Genomic DNA, 18,670 nt, shown 5'->3' on the forward strand with positions numbered 1-18,670 from the left:
AGTGCGGCCTCTTTGCGTTTAAAGCTGCGCGTAGGGTGGATTACGCCTGCGGCTAATCCACCCTACGTTCTGCCGGGGGATGGTGCGTTAGAAGCGGTAATTCAGCTTCAGACTGGCTTTGCGACCGTCGCCATAATAACCGCCGTTATAGAATCCCAGGTTGTTGAAATATGTCTCGTCGGTCAGGTTGCTGACATTGGCGGTGACCGACAGTGCCGGGTTGAATTGATAACGGGCCATCAGGTCCACCAGGGTGTAGGCGTCCTGGACGAACTTGAAGTCGCCACTGTGGCCCGGGCGGGTCACGAAGGCGTAGGTCTTGTTCTGCCAGGCAATGCTGGTGCCCAGAGTCAGGCCGTCCAGGCTGCCATTGAAACGGTAACGTGTGGACAGCCGCAACATATCTTCCGGCGAGGTGGTGTTCAGCTCGTCGCCTTCCGGGTCTTCGGTGATCCGGTAGGTGTAGCCGGCCAGCAGTTGCCAGCGAGGCAGGATTTCGCCGGAGGCTTCCAGCTCGAAACCATTGGTCTGTGCGCCGTCCACGGCACGGTAGGCAACGGAATTGGCCGGGCCGCCGGGAATCGGCTGGCCGGTGGATTCCGCCAGGTTGTCCTGGTCGGTGCGGAATACCGCCACGGTGGTGTTTACCCGACCATTGCGGAACTCACTCTTCAGGCCGGCTTCATAGCTGTTGCCTTCCTCCGGATCCAGTACCCGGTTGTCGATGTCGCGGGCGGTTTGCGGCTGGAAAATGCTGGTGTAGCTGGCATAGACAGAGTGGTGCAGGTTCAGGTCATAAACCACGCCGGCAAAGGGCACCACTTCGCCGTTTTCTTCGAAATGTCTTTCATGGTCAGGGAAAGGACCGGCCCAGTTGAAGCCGCTGCGTGAGCGTTCCCAGTCCACCACGCGACCGCCGGTAATCACCGCCAGGGAGTCGGTGGGCTTGAAGCGGGCAGTGGCATAGAAGCCGGTCTGCTCGATCAGCTCTTTCTCTTCGGCATTGTTGGCGCCCCAGGCCGGCTTGGCCCGGTTGCCGTCCCAGGTGAACAGGTTGTCCAGGGTGTTATCGAAGTTCAATGCGGGCTGGCCGGTGTAGTCCCGTTTGGCGCGGGAATGACTGGCGCCGACCACCAGCTCATGCTGACGACCAAACAACTCGAAGGGGCCGTTGGCGTACAGGTCGAAGGTGTCCTGGTGCTTTTCTTCCTGGAAGCGCCCGGACCATAGCGTCTTGCCGCTGCCGTCCCGGTTCAGGGTGCCGCCACCGGCGGAAGCCAGTTGGGCATCGTAGTTGTTTTCCTGGTAGGTATAAGCCAGCTTGCCGTACCAGCCGCTGTTGAACTGGTGTTCCAGGTGCATGAAAGCGGTGCGGGCATCCTGGGCCCAGCTGCTCCAGTCGGTGGCCGGGTTGGTATCCCGGTCCAGGTCGGCAATGCCGCCGTCGCTGTAGAACAGCGGAATGCCACCCCAGGTGGATCCCTGCGGATCGTAATCCATATAGTCCATGCCCAGGGTGATCATGGTGCTGTCGGAAATATCCCCTTCGATCACTCCGTAGAACACCTGCTTTTCATTCTCGTAATGATCCAGGAAGGACTCACCCTGCTCATAGGCGCTGACAAAGCGGGCCCGTACCTTGTCATTGCCGTCGATGGGGCCGCCCACATCCAGCTCGCCACGATAGCCGTTCCAGCTGTTGGCCTCGACGCCAACCTGGCCGGAAAAATCACGGGTGGGTTTCTTGCGGACCAGGTTGATGGTGGCGGACGGATTGCCGATGCCGTGCAGCAGGCCACTGGCGCCGCGCAGGACTTCCACCCGGTCATAGATGAAGGTGTCCGCCTGGGCGGCCTGTTTGCCCAGGGAGCTGTTGCGCATGGAGGGCATGCCGTCGTAGAGGAAATTGGTGATTTCAAAACCGCGGGCAAAAAACTGCAAGCGTTCCGTGTCCTGGGCATTCACGGTGACCCCGGGGGTGCGCTGCATCACTTCCGCCACACTGTTGAGGCCGAAGTCTTCCATTTGCTCGCGGGTGATCACGGTGACGGACTGCGGCGTTTCCCGCGGGGATAGCACCATACGGGTGGCGGTGTTGGTGGCGTCGGTGGTGTAGCTGTCCTTGCCTTCGGTGGTCATGCCTGCGTCATAGTCACCCCCGGATGGTGCGGCAGTGACATCAATGGTTTCCAGTGAGCGCGGTGGATTGCTCTGGCTGGTTTCTGCGTAAAGTGACGGGCTGGCAGCCAGTAGCAGGCAGGCGGAAAGTCGGGAAAGACGGAACGTGGACATGATTACCCCCAGTTGGTGCGCGTTCGCAAAGGTCGAATCGCCCGGTTACAGGCGCTGTGTGATGATGGCTGGGGGAAGCCTGGCTACATCTGCTGGGCGCAGATGATAACGATTCTTGTTTGAGAGTCAAAGAAATGTGAAGACCGGGAGGAAATCACGGTGCTACTGAGCTTGTATCTGATCGGCATTACCGCCGAAGCCATGACCGGTGCGCTGGCGGCGGGGCGGTTACGCATGGACCTGTTCGGGGTGGTGATGGTGGCCTGCGTCACCGCCATGGGCGGCGGCTCCATCCGAGATGTGTTGCTGGGGCATTATCCGCTGGTGTGGGTGGCCCACCCGGAGTATCTGGCACTGACCGCCATGGCGGCCCTGGTCACCACCTGGCTGGCGCCACTGATGAGCCGGTTACGGATGCTGTTTCTGATCCTGGATGCCATGGGGCTGATGGTGTTCACGGTGATCGGTGTGAAGGTGGCGCTGGATATGGGCCTGGCGGCGCCGGTGGCGATCCTGTCCGGGCTGATTACCGGCATCTTCGGCGGGGTGATCCGTGATCTGCTCTGCAACCGGGTGCCACTGGTGTTCCAGAAAGAACTCTATGCGGTGGTCTCGCTGGGGGCGGCCTGCCTGTATCTGCTGTTACTGCACTGGCAGTCGCCGGTCTGGCTGGCCACGGCGGTGACGCTGGCGACAGGCTTTATGGTGCGCCTGCTGGCGATTCGTTATCAGTGGCATCTGCCGCGTTTCCACTACAACGTACCGGAAGACTGAGAGCGTTACTGCCAGTTCACCGTCAAGGTATCGCGGGTGGCAAACCGCACCAGGTGGCGCTCGATCACGTCGCGCAGGGTGGCGATCTGGTCGCTGTCTGCCTGGCAATGCAGTTGCAGGGTAGTGGCGTCTGCGCTCAGCTCGCAGGTGCCGAAGGGAAACTGCATCCTGCCCTGGTGGTCGTCGAACTCGGTCTCTACCTTGTGACTGAAATGGCGGCAGAGTTTTTTCAGATAGAGGCTGGCGTGTTCGGTGCTGGCGGTACCGTAGTGATGCTCCATGGTGGGAATCTCCGGACATATAGTTGATAATATCAATTATATTGAGATTTAACGTTGATAAAGTCAACTATATGGAGTGGCCATGCCCGGGAATATTTCCGACCCGCTCAGTGAAGCCTTCAGTGCCACGCTGAACCGGTTACGCCAGTTGCTGCGCGAACCGCTGGCCGCGCTGCCAGTGCCGCTGGGGCCGCCGGATGTGTCGTTGCTGTTGCAGCTGTCCTCTCGGCCCGGTAGCAGCCCCCAGTGTCTGGCGCGTCATCAGGGTCGCGATAAGGCTCAACTCACTCGCAAGATCAAGGTGCTGGAAGCGCAGGGCCTGCTGCGTCGCGAGTCGGACCCGGAAGACGGCCGGCGAGTGTGCTTGTTCCTCACCGAGCAGGGCGCCAAGGTGGCCAGCGACGGGCAGCGAATCCGCGAGCAGGCGTTTGCCTCGCTGCTGCAGAACCTGGATGGGGAGGAGCGCAAACAGCTGCTGCATCTGCTGAAGAAATGTTTGCCGGACGGGTCATAGGATTGCCATAAACTGTTGGTTCTGATGTTCCTGAGGCGGTAAGGTTTGTCGCCACATGAGCAAGGAAGTGCAATCAATCATCAAGGAGCAGGTATGAATATGTTTAGAGTTGGGGTTTTGGGTGCGTCCTTCTGTCTGGTGCTGGCATCCCCGGTGCAGGCTTTCGATCTGAAGAAAATGACGGACTCCGCCAATGCGGCGGTGAACAAAGCCTCCGAGAGCGCCGATGCGGGTATCAACAAGGCGTCCGAGACCGCCAACGATGGCATCAACAAGGCCGGTGACTCTGCCAATAACACGCTGGATAGCGTCAATGGCGGCATGGCCGTTTCCGGTGAAGCCAAGGCATTGGTCGATTCCCTGTCCACGGAGCTGGGTGTGACCGGGCAACAGGCCGCTGGCGGTGCCGGTGCCTTGCTGGCCATGGCACAAAGCAACCTGTCCGGTGACCAGTTCAGCGGCGTACTCAACAAGGTGCCGGGGCTGGAATCTCTGCTCGGCGGCGGTGAAGGGGGCGGCATGATGTCATCCATGCTGGGCAATATTTCCAGCATGCAGGGTGTCACCAAGGCGTTCAGTGCCCTGGGCATGAGCCCAGAGATGGTCAGCCAGTTCGCGCCGAAAATCCTCGGCTTTCTCGGGGACAAAGGCGTCACCGGCCAGGTGCTGAATAGCCTCAAGGGTTTGTGGGGCGTTTGACCGTCGTATCAATCTTGACGGCCTGCTGGCGATGTCACCGATAGTATGTTGATTTTGCCAGGGGCGTTTTGATGGATTCCTTGTCGCAGGTTGTTCTGGGGGCCTCGGTGGGCGGTGCGGTCATGGGCCGCACGCTGGGGCGTTCGGCGTTACTGGGCGGTGCCTTGCTGGGGACCTTGCCCGATCTGGATGTACTGATCGATTACGGCGATGCGGTGGCCAACTTCACCGAGCATCGTGGTTTCAGCCATTCCCTGCTGGTATTGCTGCCCGCGTCCCTGCTACTGGCCTGGGTGCTGCAGCGCTGGCGCCCGGCCATCACGCTGTGGCGCTGGTGGGCCTTCACCGGTTTGTGCCTGCTCACTCACCCGCTACTGGATGCCTTTACCACCTACGGCACGCGCCTGTTCTGGCCCCTGGGTGATCCGGTGGCAATCAGCAGCATCTTCATCATTGATCCGCTTTATACCCTGCCTCTGTTAATTGCCGTGGTATGGGCGCTGTTCAGGCCGCCGGCCAGGCCGGCATTGGCCGCCGGGCTGACGTTATCCTCCCTGTATCTGTGTTGGAGTCTGGTCGCCCAGCAATGGATGACACAGCGGGTGATGCCGACGCTGGCGCAACGGGGCTTGAGTGAGGCGCCACGTCTGGTGCAGCCCATGCCGTTTTCCACCCTGCTGTGGCGGGTGACGGTGCTGGGCGAGCAGCGGCGGCTGGAGATTGTCACCGGCGTGCTGGATAACGGCGATGCCCTGACGGTGGAAACCTTCCCCCGTTCGCCGCAGGACTATGCCGAGGCCATGCAGGTGCCGGCGGGCCGCAAGTTGGCCTGGTTTACCCGGGGTTTCATGGAGGTGGAAGCCGGCCCTGACCAGTTACTGGCCACGGATATTCGCCTGGGGGTACCGGGTTTGCACCCCTTCCAGTTTGTGCTGGCCGAACGGGACGATGGCGCCTGGCAGGCCTTGCCCAGCTATAAGCTGCCGCGGCCCATGGCCAACCCGCAGGCCTGGCCGGCGCTGCTGGACCGGACCCTGGCCCGCCAACCGATCCTCTGCCTGACCACCCTGGAAGCCTTGCCGGCGGGTAGCCCCTGCCCATCGGTGATGCCCTGACGCCCGACCCCGCTCGGCAACAGTGGTGATTACCCGGGATGATGGGGGAGTGGTGGGGAGTTAACTGTTGCGCGTGAAAAGAGAGGTTTGATCTGTAACGCAAGAGGCCGCGCCCATAGTTTGAGCGCGGCCTCTTGCGTTGAAAAAAAACAGCCCACATAAACCGCGCCGCTGTTAACTATTCACTGTTAACTGTTAACTACTTTCCCACCCCGCCAACACCACCTTCCCAATCGTCTGCCCACTCTCCAGTTTGCGGTGGGCGCTCTTCAGGTTATCGGCGTTGATGGTGCCCAGGCCCTCGCTGAGGGTGGTCTGGATGGTGCCGCGGTCTACCAGGGTGCGCAGCTGGTCGAGGATGTCGCCCTGGCGTTGCATGGTGGCGGCGAACATGGCGCGGGTGAACATGAACTCCCAGCAGAAGCGGGCGCTTTTCGGTTTCAGCGGGTTCAAGTCCAGGGGCGCGCGGGCGTCGGTGATGGCGCAGATGCCGCCGAACGGGGCCACCGCCTGGCAGGCGCTGTGCCAGTATTCATCCAGACTCTGGGTGACCAGAATGCCGTCCACCTGGGGGTGGCCGAGCAGCTCCAGTTGCGGCAGCAGTTCCTTGCGGTAGTCCACCACCTGATGGGCGCCCATGGCCTGGCACCAGTTGGCGGAGGTCTCGCGCCCGGCGGTGGCGATCACGGTCAGGCCGAAATGGTGGGCGGCTAGCTGGATGGCGATGGAGCCCACGCCACCGGCGCCGCCGATCACCAGCAGACTTTTCCCTTCACCGTCGCCGGGCCGGAAACCGAGCTGGTCTTCCAGCGCTTCCCAGGCGGTAATGGCCGTCAGTGGCAGGGCGGCCGCTTCCTGCATGCCCAGGCTGTCCGGTTTTTTTGCCACCAACCGCTCGTCCACACACTGGTACTGGGCATTGCTGCCCTGACGCTGCAGCGCGCCGGCATACCAGACCCGGTCACCGGCGCGGAAGTTTTCCACTTCCGCGCCCACCGCTTCCACCACCCCGGCGGCATCAAACCCCAGCACCCGGTAACCGGGCTGATCCAGAGGCCGTTGGCGCAGCTTGGTGTCGATGGGATTCACCGACACCGCCTGCACGGACACCAGCAGATCCCGGGGACCGGGAGACGGCAGGTCCAGCTGGATATCCTCCAGTGCGTGCACATCATCAATGGTTCTGGGTTGGTTGAAACCGATCGCTTTCATGCTTTGCCCCTACAACGTAAACACACAAGCTTTGGCCCACTTGGCAGGGCAGACTATGCCACAGTAACCGGATTGTCGCCTTGCGACTGTCGCAAAAACGATAACGTTTTCGGGAGAGCACACGCATGAAGTTCGAGGAATATCGCCAATTTGATGCCATGGGGCTGGCGGAGCTGGTGGGTAAGGGCGAGGTCGCTGCCAGCGAGTTGCTGGAGACAGCTATCGCCAGGGCGGAGCAGGTCAACCCCTCCCTGAATGCGCTGATCATTCCTCTCTATGAGCAGGCCCGGGAACGGGCGGCAGCACCGCTGACGGGTCCGCTGGCCGGGGTGCCCATGCTGGTGAAGGACCTGTTCCAGGAAATGGCTGGCGCGCCCAGCTATCAGGGCAACAAGGCGCGCAAGAAAAACGACATTCGCGCCGACCAGGATTCCACCCTGGTGGCCCGCTGGAAGGCCGCCGGTCTGGTGCCCTTCGGGCGCACCAATACCCCGGAGTTCGGCGCCAAGGGTATCACCGAGCCGGATTCCTATGGTCCGGCCCGCAACCCCTGGAATCCGGATCATACCCCCGGTGGTTCGTCCGGTGGCTCTGCCGCCATGGTGGCGTCCGGTGTGGTGCCCGTAGCGGGCGCCAATGACGGGGGTGGCAGTATCCGCATCCCGGCGGCCTGCTGCGGCCTGTTCGGTCTCAAGCCCGGTCGCGGACGCACGCCCTGGGGGCCCACCTTTACCGAAGCCATGCATGGCATTGCGGTGAACCATGTGCTGACCCGTTCGGTGCGTGACAGCGCGCTCCTGCTGGACCTCACTCACGGGGATGAGCGCGGCAGCCTGTTCCATATCGCGCCACCGGAACAGCCCTATCAGGTGGCCGCAGCAGCCCGGCCCGGGAAGCTGCGGATCGGTTTTTCCACGGCGTCGCCGCTGGGCACCCCGGTGGATCCGGAAGCCGTAAAAGCGGTGGAGAAAACCGTGGCCCTGCTGCGCGACCTGGGCCACGAGGTGGTCGAGGCCGAGCCACAGATGGATGCCAAGCAGATGTGCATGGACTGGCTCTCCGTATGGTTCGGTCAGTGTGCCGCCGAGGTGGATGAAGTGAAGGCGCTGACCGGTTGTGGTGACGATGGGTTCGAGCTGGATACGCTGGCCATCGCCGCCTTTGGGCGCGCGACGCCTGCCCATGAATACGTGAAATGTCAGACGCGCTGGCAGCAGTACATGATCGCGCTGGATACCTTCCTGGAGCAGTACGATTTCTGGCTGACACCGACGCTGGCTATGCCCCCGGCACGCATTGGGGAAATGGCTACACCGGGCTGGCAGCAGAGTGCCCTGAAAATGCTGCTCAAGGTGGGCGGTGAAAAGCTGCTGATGAAGACCGGCATGATCGAGCAGATGGCCATGGAGAATTTCAAGTACATGCCCTTCACCCAGTTCGCCAATGTCACCGGGGTGCCGGCCATGTCGGTGCCGTTGCACTGGTGCGACAGCGGTTTGCCGCTGGGGTCGCAGTTTGTCGGTGGCCATGGCGATGAAGGCAAGCTGCTGGCGCTGGCCGGGCAGCTGGAAGAGGCGGCACCCTGGTTCGACAAGGTGCCGATGTAAAGGCGATCGGCAGGCGCGTCGCGCCCTGTGCTCTACGGGCAGGCGGCGCGGGAAGGCATTTTCAGCACAGAGGACACAGAGCACATTGAGAGAAGACGGTTTTCCTCAGTGTGCTCTGCAAGCGTCAGTGCACCGCCGCCGCTTTTGCCGCCGGCGATCGAGCAAGGTATGCCAGCGCCTGTTCCGTGTCACCTTCGTGGATCGGATGGAAGCGGGGAGACAACCAGCGCAGGGTGGCGTTGACCAGGAAGGTGAAGGTGGGCACGTTCTCGGTGCGTTTGCCGGTCTGTTCCAGTTGCATCAGCAATTGCGGTATCAGGGTACGGCCCATTTTGCGCACGCTGGGGTCCGGGTCCTGACGGGCCAGGCTGCGACCCCCTTCGGAAATGAAGTAGATGAACAGCGGAAAGACAATGGCCATCAGCGCCTGGCGGCTCACGTAGAAGCCGAGCTGAGACTTGCACAGGTGCTCGAACAGATCGAAGGCCACGGTGCGGTGTTCCACTTCTTCGGCCAGGTGCCACTTGAACAGGTCCACCATGGCCGGGTCGCCGTTGTCTTCCCAGCTTTCATTGTCCATGGCCCACTGACCCAGCACGCCGGTGAAGTGTTCGATGGCAGCGATCAACCCCACCCGCAGTACCAGCCACTGCTTCTGAATCGCCTTGCGCTGCAGCACTTTCAGCCCGAAGGGCGCCTCCCCCAGGAAGGTGCCAAACAGCCATTCCACCCGTTGCACATAGTCATCCACGCTCAAACCATGGCGTTCCAGATAAAGCTGGGCCTTGCTGTGGGCGCGGGAATGCACCGCTTCCTGGCGAATAAAACCTTCCACGTCGGCGCGTAACTGATCGTCACTGACCAGCGGCAGTGCCTGGTTGTAGACCCGGCAGAACCACAGTTCCCCGGCGGGCAGCAGCAGGTGGATACCGTTGATGATATGGGTGGAAAACGGATCATCCTTGAGCCAGTGCAGTGGCGTATTGTCGAAATCAAACTGCACTCGGCGGGCTTTCAGTTGATGGCGCACAGGGCTGTTCATGGCTGTTGTTCTCCCGTTGTTATGGTCAACACGTCATCAATTCAGGCGGTAATGTCCAGGCGCGCTACCTGCCGGGACAATACCGGGGCAAAGCGGCTGAGCAGTCGGGTGGTCCAGGCTTCGGCGCCCACCAGGGACAGGGCCGGGTTGCTCTGCACCGCATCGAAGATGGCGGCGGCCACCTGGTCCGGGGAAAAATTGCGGCGCTTGTACAGGGCGTCGGCCTTGGCGCGTTTTTCCGCCTGTTGCTCGTCGCTGAGCCCGGCGTACACGGTGCTGTTGGCAATGCCGGTGGCGACAAAGCCGGGGCAAATCGAGGTGACACCGATATGGTGTTCGGCCAGCTCTGCACGCAGGCATTCGCTGAGCATGTGCACAGCGGCCTTGCTGGTGGAGTAGGCGGCCAGCTTGCGGTTGGGGGCGAAGGCGGCGGCAGAGGCCACGTTGACGATGTGGCCCTTGCGGTGGCCATCAATCATCTGCCGGGCAAACAATCGCGAGCCATGGATCACTCCCCACAGATTGACCTTGAGAAGGCGATCCCAGTCCTTGGTGGAGGTTTCCAGCACGCCGCCGGCCATGCCGATGCCGGCGTTGTTGACCACAATGTCCGCACCGCCCAATTCTTTTTCCACCCAATTAGCCAGACGCTGCATGGCCTGGGCCGAGCCCACATCCACCTTGCGTGGCCAGGCGGCCGCGCCCCGTTCACGGGCCTGATCGGCGGTGGTATTGGCACTGTCCTCATTGATATCCACGCACACCAGGTCGGCGCCTTCAGCGGCAAAGCGCAGGGCGGTGGCCCGGCCAATGCCGGACCCTGCGCCGGTGATGACGACGGTCTTGCCGTACAGCGGCAGGCCCAGTCTTTCCGGGCGAACGCGGGCGTGCTGCAGGGCACCGGGCATCTTGCCGCTTTCCACCCCGGCCACGAAATCGCCAATCCAGGTGGCGATGGTGTCCGGGTGGCTCAGCGGTACCCAGTGGTTGGCGTTGATATCCCGGCGGTACAGCTCGTCCACCCACTCGTGCAAGTCTTCAAAAAGCTGGGTACCCACGTAGTTGTCACGGGTGGGTACGATCAGTTGCACCGGGCAGGCGGCGTGTCGGGCTTGCGGGTTGATCAGCTTGTTGCGGAAATTGGCGCGATACAGCTGCACGCCGTGCTTGCCGTCCTTGCCCTGGGTGGGGTTGGCTTCCGGCTCCTGCACATTCTCGCGGTGTTTCAGATAGCGGGGCCAGAGCTTGTCCAGGCCACCCTGCCAGGCTCCAGGGGCCAGTACCGGCAAGTGAAAGAAACCGATGTACCAGGAACTGAGTGCCTGTTTGAACACCTTGGTCTTGGCAGAAGGAGACAGATTCAGGGTGCGCCGGCGCATCCAGTGGCCCATGTGATCCAGGCAGGGGCCGGAGATGGTGGTGTAGGACTTGATCCGTGTCTTGAGCGGCCCGTCGGCGGTGACCGATTCCCAGCTCTGGATGGAGCCCCAGTCGTGTCCCACCAGATGAAAATCCCGCCCGGGAATGGTGGCGTCCACCACCGCCGCCAGATCCGCCGACAGCAGGCTCATGCGGTAATCCGCCTGCCTGCGCGGTGCCTCGGAGGCACCGGCACCGCGGACATCGTAGCTGATCACGAAGTACTTCTTCGCCAGCCGGTCAGCCACGGGTTGCCAGACACTGTGATTGTCAGGGTAACCATGAACCAGTACCACCGGCACCTTGTTGCTGTCGCCAAAGGTATAGACCTGCAGATTGACCCCCTGGCTGGTCACCGTGGTTGTGGTTGTCATAAGGCTCTCCTGAAAGGTGGTGACGCGAAATCTGGACGACGTCAAGTTCATCGAATGTATCAGTGCTCAATGTAACGGTCAACGAGCAGGGTATGACCATCGGGACCGGGAATCCGGCGCCAGCGGCCAAGGCGGAGTATCACGGCATAGGCCCGGCTGCCATGGGGCTCCCCGGAAGTTCCCGCAAATGCTGGAGCCTTACAATCTTTACCATTTTGAGATTTATTATTGTTTGATATTGATTCTCAACAACAGCAGAATGCCGCCGCTTCTATACCGATTAACGGAACGAACGGGGGATGTAATGACAATGATTGGGGTAGCACTACCACGGCGTGCCTTGCTGGCAACCTTGACCCTGGCCGTCACGGCAGCACCGGCGGTGGCTGAGCAAAACGGGCAAAGCCATGAGCTGAAAGCGATCAATGTGGTGTCCGCTGCCGGTTTCGAACAGAAGATCACTGAGGCCCCGGCCAGCATTTCCGTGATTGGTGAGCAGGAGCTGCACAGTCGCCCGTTTACCTCGGTGGTGGATGCGGTGCGTGAACTGGAAGGGGTGGATGTGGGAGAAACCCGCGACAAGACCGGCCAGGCCTCCGTATCCATGCGCGGTATGGGCTCGGATTACACCCTGATCCTGATCGACGGCCGTCGCCAGAATAATCATGGTGACATCTACCCGAACAACTTCGGCGGCAACCAGTTCAACCATATTCCGCCCATGGATGCCATTGAGCGCATCGAGGTGATCCGTGGTCCGGCGTCCACGCTCTATGGTGCCGATGCCATGGGTGGGGTGATCAATATCATTACCAAAAAGAACTTCGACCAGCCGGCGGCCAGTATTACCGTGGGCGGCACCTTTCAGGAACAGAGCGAGTTCGGTAATGACGTGACCACCGACTTGTACGTTTCCGGCCCGCTGGTGCCCGGCAAGCTGGGTCTGGCCCTGCGTGGAAGTCTCTATGACCAGCAGGCATCCGATCCGCAGTTTGATCCTGCCATTGCGCCGGATGGAACGGTTGTCGATCGGGAGCTGGGTTTTGGCGGTGGTGGCCGTACTGTGCGCAACAAGGATATTGCCGGTGGCTTCACCCTGCGCTGGACGCCCGTGGACAACCAGCGAATCTCGCTGGATTACGACCAGTCCGAGCAGGTGTACAACAATGACAAGAGCCAGGTCGGTACCCAGGACAGCGTGGACCGCCTGCCCATGGCCGGCTATGCCAAGAATCAGGAATTCACCCGTGACCAGGTGGCGCTGACCCATGAAGGGGACTGGGATATCGGCTACAGCACCGTTTCCCTGACGCACCTGGCGACTAACAACAAGGGCCGCACCTTGCCGCTGACGGCGGCGGAGCGTGACCAGTATGACCAGATGGTTAGCAACGGGGCCACGGATCAGGAACTGGAAGCGGCCTTCCTGCCGCGCCCGGCGCGCACCCTGGAAAGCCGGGAGTGGCGTCTGGATGGCAAGCTGGAATTACCGGTGAATGATCAGCACTTTGCGGTGCTGGGTACCCAGGTGATTCGTGGCGAGCTGGAAGATGGCGTGTTTGGTCTGGAGGAGGGGCGTAGCGGCCGGATTTCCGACCACAACCTGTGGGCCCTGTTTGCCGAGGATAACTGGACCCCGGTGGACCCCTTTACGCTTACCGCCGGTGTCCGTTACGACAACCATGAAACCTTTGGCGATCAATTCAGCCCACGCCTTTATGGTGTTTATGAACTGACGCCCGCCTGGACCGTGAAGGGGGGCGTCAGTACCGGCTACAAGACGCCCAAGACTACCGATCTGTATTCAGGGATTACCGGGTTCGGCCGCCAGGGCACGCTGCCCTGGGTGGGCAATCCGGACCTGGAGCCGGAAACCAGCGTTAACTCCGAAATCGCCCTTTACTGGGAGAGCGTCAATCGTCATAACTTCAACGTGACCTATTTCCAGAACGATTTTAAAGACAAGATTGTGCGCCAGGACAGCGCGCTGTGTTCTGCTAACGGTGGGCAGAAACCCTGTGTGGATCTGGGCGCCTATGACTCCCTGGGCGGCATCGTCACTCAGCCGGTGAACGTGGACAAGGCGGAAATAAAGGGTGTGGAAGTGGCCGGTCGTTACCAGTTCCTGCCGCGCTGGGCGCTGAAAATGAACTACACCTATATCGACAGCGAACAGAAGAGTGGAGACCAGAAAGGCTACCCGCTGACCGGCACCGCCAAGCACATGGTCAATGCCACCCTGGACTGGCAGACCACTCAGACTTTCGGCATGTACCTGACCATGGCAGGGCGTCACGACCGTTTCCGCGGCTTTGGTCGCAGCGGTCTCAACACCGATTCCAGCGGCGGCGAGTACTGGAAAGATTATGAAATCTTCCACCTGGGTGCACGTTGGGCCATGAATGACACACTCACCTTTACCGCCCGGGTTAACAACCTGCTGGACGAGGACTTCACTACCTATGACACCGCATTTGAAGACGACGGCATGGGTGGCTTCGAGCCGGTTTACTTTGACGACTACAACAACAAGGATGCCCGCCGCAGCTACTGGCTGAGCATGCAGGCACGGTTCTAGTGCAGTTGACAGTGAACATTTGAAAGTGGATAGCGTCGCGGATTGACGCCTAGCAAAAGGAAGGCAAAGAGGCCGCGTCCAACCGTTGAGCGCGGCCTCTTGCGTTTAGAGACGCTTCCGTAGGGTGCACTGAGCCTAAGGCGAACTGCACCATCAAACACCGGATCGGTGCAGTTCGCCTTAGGCTCAGTGCACCCTACGGTGGTCATTGAAAGGCTGCACCGGAAAACCGGTGCGGCCTTTGAGTTTTCGAGCGGTTTGCGGAGGTGCTGTCAGGCGCCCTTGCCCTGTGTCAGTGGCGGCCACCAGTCCTGGATGGCACCGTCTTGCCACACCGCCAGATCACCGAATTGCAGCAACACGAATTCGCTTTGCGTGGGGCGCAGAAACAGTTGGTCATCCACCTGCAGGGCGGTGTCCGCGCTGCCGTTGAACATCATCTGGTTGGTACTGTGGCCATAGACGCCATTCTCGCGAATGCCTGCCGGGGACACCGGCGTGGCCTTCCAGTAACCGCCGTAGATGAAATAGGTCTGGCGACGATTCGGGTCCCAGCGTTGCCATAGCTCACCCAGCGGCAGTGGCCCTGGCAGGTTCAGCCCATCCCACTGTTTGAGCACTGGCGCAGCGATAAACACTGCCGGTTCGAAATCCGCCAGCAGGGGCAGGTCGAAGTCGCTGGCCTTGACCAGGCAGGAGCCGGCGGCCAGTTCGTTGACCACGGTGCTGTCGTCGTAGAGGCCGATGGTGGGGCTGCCGCCGCCGTTGAAACACAGGGTTTCATCCCGGTAGGCAGGCACCAGTCGGTAGAGGCGTTCGATAAAGCCCTGATAGATGGCCTCGGTTTCCCGGTGGCCTTCCTCGGCGTTCTGGATAAAACCGGGCAGCTTGCACACATGGGCGTCGTAACCCATGAAACCGCTGAAACGCAGATGCGCCGGGTGGGCCTGAATCAGGCCGATCATTGCATCGAGCTGGTTCGGGTCGCCGAGGCCGCCCCGGTGCAGGCCCACGTCCAGTTCGATATTGATGTTCAGACGCCGGTTCAGGGTCTTGGCCAGTTGCAGGTACTGCTCCAGCCGCTGGCGGGAGTCGATCAGCCACTGCAGTTGCCGGTCCGCATCGAAGTCACCGCTCAGTTCGTTGTAGAACTGTCGGGCGGCCTGTACCGGCATGGGCTTGCCCAGCAGCATGTCCACGCCGGGCTCTGCGTCGGCCAGCGCATTCATGAAGGGCTGGTGGAATACCATCACCCGGTCGCTGCCCGTCTCGCGCATCACCGTTTGTATCATCGGCACACTGGGCAGGGATTTGGCCACGATGCGCAACGCGCAGCGCGACGGCAGCATGGCCTTCAGGGTGTGGCAGTTGCGCACCAGGCGTTGCTGATCCACCAGCATCAGCGGCCGGCCGGGGCCGGCGTTACGCAGGTGGTCATTGATGGCCTGGAAGTAGGGTGTATGCGGTGCCCCCTGATTACCCGGGCGCAGCAGCCAGCCGCCTGCGGCCAGTGCCCCCAGCCCGACCAGAAATCCACGGCGTTTCATCCGGTTTCTCCAAACAGGGTTTTCAGGTGTTGGTTCAGCATCCGTCCCTGTGGGTCCAACTCCCGGCGCACGGCCTGAAAGCGATCAAAGGCGGGATACATCTCGCGCAGTTCCCGCTGGCCCAGGGTATGCAGCTTGCCCCAGTGCGGGCGGCCGGCGTAGCGGCGCAGGATCGGCTCTACGGCAGTAAACAGCGGCTGATAATCCTGTGCGAAGTATTGATGGATAGACAGGCTGGCGCCGGGGCGGTCGTGGTACATGGACAGCAAGCGATCATCGGCGGCCACGTAGCGGAATTCGATGGGGAAGAACACATTGATGTCCTGCTTGCGAATGGTCTCGCAGACTTCCTGCAGGCAGGCGATGCCGTCTTCCGCTGGCACCGTGTATTCCATTTCGTTGAAACGCACCGTGCGGCGGTTGGCGAAAACCTTGTGGGCAGGGCCGACATAGGTGCTGTCTTCCACGAACAGGGTGACCAGTTTCTGCAGGTTAGGGGTCAGCCAGCCGGCGCGCATGGCCAGTTTGCAAACCAGCTCCAACAGATCGTTGCTGTCTTCCCGTTCGCTGCTGTCGTCGGGGTCGTCAGTGATTTCCATGGTCTTGACGATGGCCTGTTCGCCCAGGGGGAAGGCAAAGAATTCGATGTGGCGAAAGTTGTCTTTTTCCCTCTCCACGAAATCCATGGCCTCCTGCAGGGGCAGGGTCCAGGTGCGCTCCTTGAGCCGGTAGGCAGGTTCCAGTCGAAAACCGATTTCGCTGACCACGCCCAGGGCCCCGACACTGCAGCAGGCGGCCAGAAAGGTGTCGCCGTCTTCCCGGGTCAGGCTCAGGGCCTCGCCGTCGGGGAGGATCAGCCGCAGGCTTTCCACCTGGCCGGACAGGCTCTGCAGATTGCTGCCGGTGCCGTGGGTGCTGGTGGCAATGGCGCCGGCCAGGGATTGCAGGTTGATATCCGGTTCGTTGGCGAAACTGTAGCCCATGCCATTGGCCTGGGCGCTGGCCATGGCCAGGCGGGTGCCGCCACCGTAGGTGATGACATCGCCGTCCTGACCGCGCAGACCGGCCAGGGCTTCCAGGGACACCAGGGTGTCATCACTGGGTACCACGGCACTGAACGAATGGCTGCCGCCAAAGGGGCGAATGGTGCCGGTGCTGTCGCGCAGGGTCTGGCGCAGCTGTGCTTCGCTGGTGGCAAAGACCAGATTGGCCGGGTTGGCGCTCTGGTTGCCGGACCAGTTCTGCCAGGCTGGCGCCTTTTCAGTTTCGGCCAGCAGGGCCTGGGGCGCCAATGCGCCAGTGGCCCCGGCACTGGCCAGGGCCTTCAGGAAACGGCGGCGGTCAATGGAATTCAACAAGGCCATGGTGCATCCTTTTGTTATTTGGCACCATCGTACAAGAAAAGCAATTGATAGTTAATAGTGAATAGTTAACAGCTGCGCGGGCAACGTGGGAGGGGTTTGCCAGCTCCGCCGCCGCGACCATGGGGTCTGCGCGGCTGTGAAGTGTGGGCCCGCACGAACCAGGCTCGCGTAGTTATTAACTATTAATTATTCATTATTAATTCCAAGACTTTCCCACATCTCATCCACCCGCTGCTTCACTGCCGGGCTCATGCTGATGGCGCGGCCCCATTCGCGGTCGGTTTCGCCGGGCCATTTGCTGGTGGCGTCCATGCCCATCTTGGAGCCCAGGCCGGAGACCGGGGAGGCGAAGTCCAGGTAATCGATGGGGGTGTTTTCAATCAGCAGGGTGTCGCGGGCCGGGTCCATGCGGGTGGTCATGGCCCAGATCACATCCTTCCAGTCGCGGGCGTTCACGTCGTCGTCGCAGACGATCACGAACTTGGTGTACATGAACTGGCGCAGGAACGACCACACCCCCATCATTACCCGCTTGGCGTGGCCCGGGTACTGCTTCTTCATGGTCACCACCGCCATGCGGTAGGAGCAGCCTTCCGGGGGCAGGTAGAAATCCACGATCTCCGGGAACTGCTTTTTCAGGATCGGCACGAAGATTTCGTTCATAGCCACGCCCAGCACTGCCGGCTCATCCGGTGGACGCCCGGTGTAGGTACTGTGATAGATCGGGTCGCGGCGGTGGGTGATGCGTTCCACGGTGAATACCGGGAAACGTTCCACTTCATTGTAATAGCCGGTGTGGTCGCCGAACGGGCCTTCCTCGGCCATCTCGCCCGGGTAGATATGGCCTTCCAGCACAAATTCGGCACTGGCGGGGACCTGCAGGTCATTGCCGATGCATTCCACCAGTTCGGTTTTCGAGCCGCGCAGCAGGCCGGCAAAGGCGTATTCGCTGAGGGTGTCCGGCACCGGGGTGACCGCACCGAGGATGGTGGCCGGGTCGGCGCCCAGGGCTACTGCCACCGGGAAGGGCTCGCCGGGATGCTGCTGTTGCCACTCCTGGAAATCCAGGGCGCCGCCGCGGTGGCTGAGCCAGCGCATGATCAGCTTGTTACGGCCGATCAGTTGCTGGCGGTAGATGCCCAGGTTCTGGCGTTCCTTGTTGGGGCCACGGGTGATCACCAGCGGCCAGGTCACCAGCGGGCCGGCATCGCCGGGCCAGCAGGTCTGGATCGGCAGTTGGTACAGGTCCACCGCGTCGCCTTCCAGTACCTTTTCCTGGCAGGGCCCGGAGCCGCGTAGCTTGGGGCTCATGCTCAGTACCTTGCGGAACACCGGCAGTTTTTCCCAGGCGTCACGCATACCCTTGGGCGGTTCCGGTTCCTTGAGAAAGGCCAGCAGTTCACCCAGTTCGCGCAGCTCTTCCACGGACTCGCGACCCATGCCCAGTGCCACCCGCCGTTCCGTGCCAAACAGGTTGCCCAGCACCGGGGTGCCGAAGCCCACCGGGTTTTCAAACAGCAGGGCAGGGCCGCCGGCGCGCAGGGTGCGGTCGCAGATTTCGGTCATTTCCAGATTTGGGTTTACCGGTGCAGTGATGCGCTTGAGCTCGCCGAGCTGTTCGAGTTGTTGCAGGAAGTCACGCAGGTCGCGGTATTTCATGGCGTTCCTTGTTGTTTGGATAACCAGAAAGGTTGTATCGCGAGTATAGCAGGCTGGGGGTGAGCGGCGAGTCAGAGGTAGGCGAGTTCTACGAAGTCCCGGTAGGAGCTCCTCTTGAGGTGCGAACCCGAGCCTCAGCGAAGGGAAGGCAGCGGTGGGCTTGTTCCGGTAAAAAAACAAAACCCCGCGTAAG

Annotated in this window: 14 protein-coding genes; 6 read left to right on the plus strand and 8 right to left on the minus strand. The window is 61.4% G+C overall.

The annotated features are described in order from the left end of the window. Positions 1-87 precede the first annotated feature (87 nt). Complete coding sequence (locus Q0Y02_RS06460) at positions 88-2,292, minus strand: TonB-dependent siderophore receptor (protein WP_297766064.1); 2,205 nt, start codon at positions 2,290-2,292, stop codon at positions 88-90. A 159-nt stretch (positions 2,293-2,451) separates the two neighbouring features. On the opposite strand from Q0Y02_RS06460, the gene Q0Y02_RS06465 reads away from it, so the two are divergent. Further along, positions 2,452-3,066 (plus strand): trimeric intracellular cation channel family protein, encoded by a 615-nt coding sequence (locus tag Q0Y02_RS06465; RefSeq protein WP_297766067.1) that lies wholly within the window; start codon positions 2,452-2,454, stop codon positions 3,064-3,066. A 5-nt stretch (positions 3,067-3,071) separates the two neighbouring features. On the opposite strand, the gene Q0Y02_RS06470 is transcribed toward Q0Y02_RS06465, so the two are convergent. After that, a complete protein-coding gene (locus tag Q0Y02_RS06470; protein ID WP_297766072.1) occupies positions 3,072-3,347 on the minus strand; it encodes a DUF2218 domain-containing protein in 276 nt (91 codons plus the stop codon). 82 nt (positions 3,348-3,429) lie between these two features. On the opposite strand from Q0Y02_RS06470, the gene Q0Y02_RS06475 reads away from it, so the two are divergent. The 3 genes from Q0Y02_RS06475 (at position 3,430) to Q0Y02_RS06485 (ending at position 5,675) form a co-directional block, all read left to right on the plus strand. After that, a complete protein-coding gene (locus Q0Y02_RS06475; protein WP_297766075.1) occupies positions 3,430-3,861 on the plus strand; it encodes a MarR family transcriptional regulator in 432 nt (143 codons plus the stop codon). A gap of 93 nt (positions 3,862-3,954) precedes the next feature. Next, a complete protein-coding gene (locus Q0Y02_RS06480) occupies positions 3,955-4,560 on the plus strand; it encodes a DUF2780 domain-containing protein (RefSeq protein WP_297766078.1) in 606 nt (201 codons plus the stop codon). A gap of 71 nt (positions 4,561-4,631) precedes the next feature. Continuing rightward, positions 4,632-5,675, plus strand: a complete 1,044-nt coding sequence (locus Q0Y02_RS06485) for a metal-dependent hydrolase (protein WP_297766081.1) — start codon at positions 4,632-4,634, stop codon at positions 5,673-5,675. Positions 5,676-5,870: 195 nt separating this feature from the next. Here the strand turns inward: Q0Y02_RS06485 and Q0Y02_RS06490 are convergent, their stop codons facing one another. Continuing rightward, entirely contained in the window at positions 5,871-6,887 is a 1,017-nt protein-coding gene (locus Q0Y02_RS06490; RefSeq protein ID WP_297766084.1) for a zinc-binding alcohol dehydrogenase family protein, read from the minus strand. A gap of 125 nt (positions 6,888-7,012) precedes the next feature. Here Q0Y02_RS06490 and Q0Y02_RS06495 point away from each other — a divergent pair, with 125 nt between their 5' ends. After that, positions 7,013-8,494: an amidase gene (locus Q0Y02_RS06495; protein ID WP_297766087.1), complete on the plus strand. Its 1,482-nt coding sequence runs from the start codon at positions 7,013-7,015 to the stop codon at positions 8,492-8,494. A gap of 124 nt (positions 8,495-8,618) precedes the next feature. Here Q0Y02_RS06495 and Q0Y02_RS06500 read toward each other — a convergent pair whose 3' ends face one another. Further along, positions 8,619-9,536, minus strand: coding sequence for a metal-dependent hydrolase (locus Q0Y02_RS06500; RefSeq protein ID WP_297766090.1), 918 nt, complete (start codon positions 9,534-9,536; stop codon positions 8,619-8,621). Between the two features lie 41 nt (positions 9,537-9,577). After that, positions 9,578-11,329, minus strand: a complete 1,752-nt coding sequence (locus Q0Y02_RS06505) for an SDR family oxidoreductase (protein ID WP_297766093.1) — start codon at positions 11,327-11,329, stop codon at positions 9,578-9,580. Positions 11,330-11,633: 304 nt separating this feature from the next. Here Q0Y02_RS06505 and Q0Y02_RS06510 point away from each other — a divergent pair, with 304 nt between their 5' ends. After that, a complete protein-coding gene (locus tag Q0Y02_RS06510; RefSeq protein WP_297766096.1) occupies positions 11,634-13,907 on the plus strand; it encodes a TonB-dependent receptor in 2,274 nt (757 codons plus the stop codon). A 272-nt stretch (positions 13,908-14,179) separates the two neighbouring features. Here the strand turns inward: Q0Y02_RS06510 and Q0Y02_RS06515 are convergent, their stop codons facing one another. The 3 genes from Q0Y02_RS06515 to ubiD form a co-directional block, all read right to left on the minus strand. Further along, positions 14,180-15,454, minus strand: coding sequence for an alanine racemase (locus Q0Y02_RS06515; RefSeq protein ID WP_297766099.1), 1,275 nt, complete (start codon positions 15,452-15,454; stop codon positions 14,180-14,182). Beyond that, positions 15,451-16,818 (minus strand): D-arabinono-1,4-lactone oxidase, encoded by a 1,368-nt coding sequence (locus Q0Y02_RS06520; RefSeq protein ID WP_297766103.1) that lies wholly within the window; start codon positions 16,816-16,818, stop codon positions 15,451-15,453. The genes Q0Y02_RS06515 and Q0Y02_RS06520 overlap by 4 nt, the downstream gene beginning before the upstream one ends. A gap of 186 nt (positions 16,819-17,004) precedes the next feature. After that, on the minus strand, positions 17,005-18,477 hold the full coding sequence (gene ubiD / locus Q0Y02_RS06525) for a 4-hydroxy-3-polyprenylbenzoate decarboxylase (protein WP_297766106.1): 1,473 nt from the start codon (positions 18,475-18,477) through the stop codon (positions 17,005-17,007). Positions 18,478-18,670 lie beyond the last annotated feature (193 nt).

Source organism: uncultured Alcanivorax sp. (assembly GCF_947258575.1).
GTDB lineage: Bacteria > Pseudomonadota > Gammaproteobacteria > Pseudomonadales > Alcanivoracaceae > Alcanivorax.

What these genes read in the sequence shown, in the direction of transcription:
- Q0Y02_RS06470 (WP_297766072.1), bottom strand. Translation starts at nt 3,347, where the DNA reads ATGGAGCATCACTACGGTACCGCCAGCACCGAACACGCCAGCCTCTAT.
- ubiD (WP_297766106.1), bottom strand. Translation starts at nt 18,477, where the DNA reads ATGAAATACCGCGACCTGCGTGACTTCCTGCAACAACTCGAACAGCTC.
- Q0Y02_RS06520 (WP_297766103.1), bottom strand. Translation starts at nt 16,818, where the DNA reads ATGGCCTTGTTGAATTCCATTGACCGCCGCCGTTTCCTGAAGGCCCTG.
- Q0Y02_RS06500 (WP_297766090.1), bottom strand. Translation starts at nt 9,536, where the DNA reads ATGAACAGCCCTGTGCGCCATCAACTGAAAGCCCGCCGAGTGCAGTTT.
- Q0Y02_RS06460 (WP_297766064.1), bottom strand. Translation starts at nt 2,292, where the DNA reads ATGTCCACGTTCCGTCTTTCCCGACTTTCCGCCTGCCTGCTACTGGCT.
- Q0Y02_RS06480 (WP_297766078.1), top strand. Translation starts at nt 3,955, where the DNA reads ATGAATATGTTTAGAGTTGGGGTTTTGGGTGCGTCCTTCTGTCTGGTG.
- Q0Y02_RS06515 (WP_297766099.1), bottom strand. Translation starts at nt 15,454, where the DNA reads ATGAAACGCCGTGGATTTCTGGTCGGGCTGGGGGCACTGGCCGCAGGC.
- Q0Y02_RS06475 (WP_297766075.1), top strand. Translation starts at nt 3,430, where the DNA reads ATGCCCGGGAATATTTCCGACCCGCTCAGTGAAGCCTTCAGTGCCACG.
- Q0Y02_RS06495 (WP_297766087.1), top strand. Translation starts at nt 7,013, where the DNA reads ATGAAGTTCGAGGAATATCGCCAATTTGATGCCATGGGGCTGGCGGAG.
- Q0Y02_RS06485 (WP_297766081.1), top strand. Translation starts at nt 4,632, where the DNA reads ATGGATTCCTTGTCGCAGGTTGTTCTGGGGGCCTCGGTGGGCGGTGCG.
- Q0Y02_RS06510 (WP_297766096.1), top strand. Translation starts at nt 11,634, where the DNA reads ATGACAATGATTGGGGTAGCACTACCACGGCGTGCCTTGCTGGCAACC.
- Q0Y02_RS06490 (WP_297766084.1), bottom strand. Translation starts at nt 6,887, where the DNA reads ATGAAAGCGATCGGTTTCAACCAACCCAGAACCATTGATGATGTGCAC.
- Q0Y02_RS06505 (WP_297766093.1), bottom strand. Translation starts at nt 11,329, where the DNA reads ATGACAACCACAACCACGGTGACCAGCCAGGGGGTCAATCTGCAGGTC.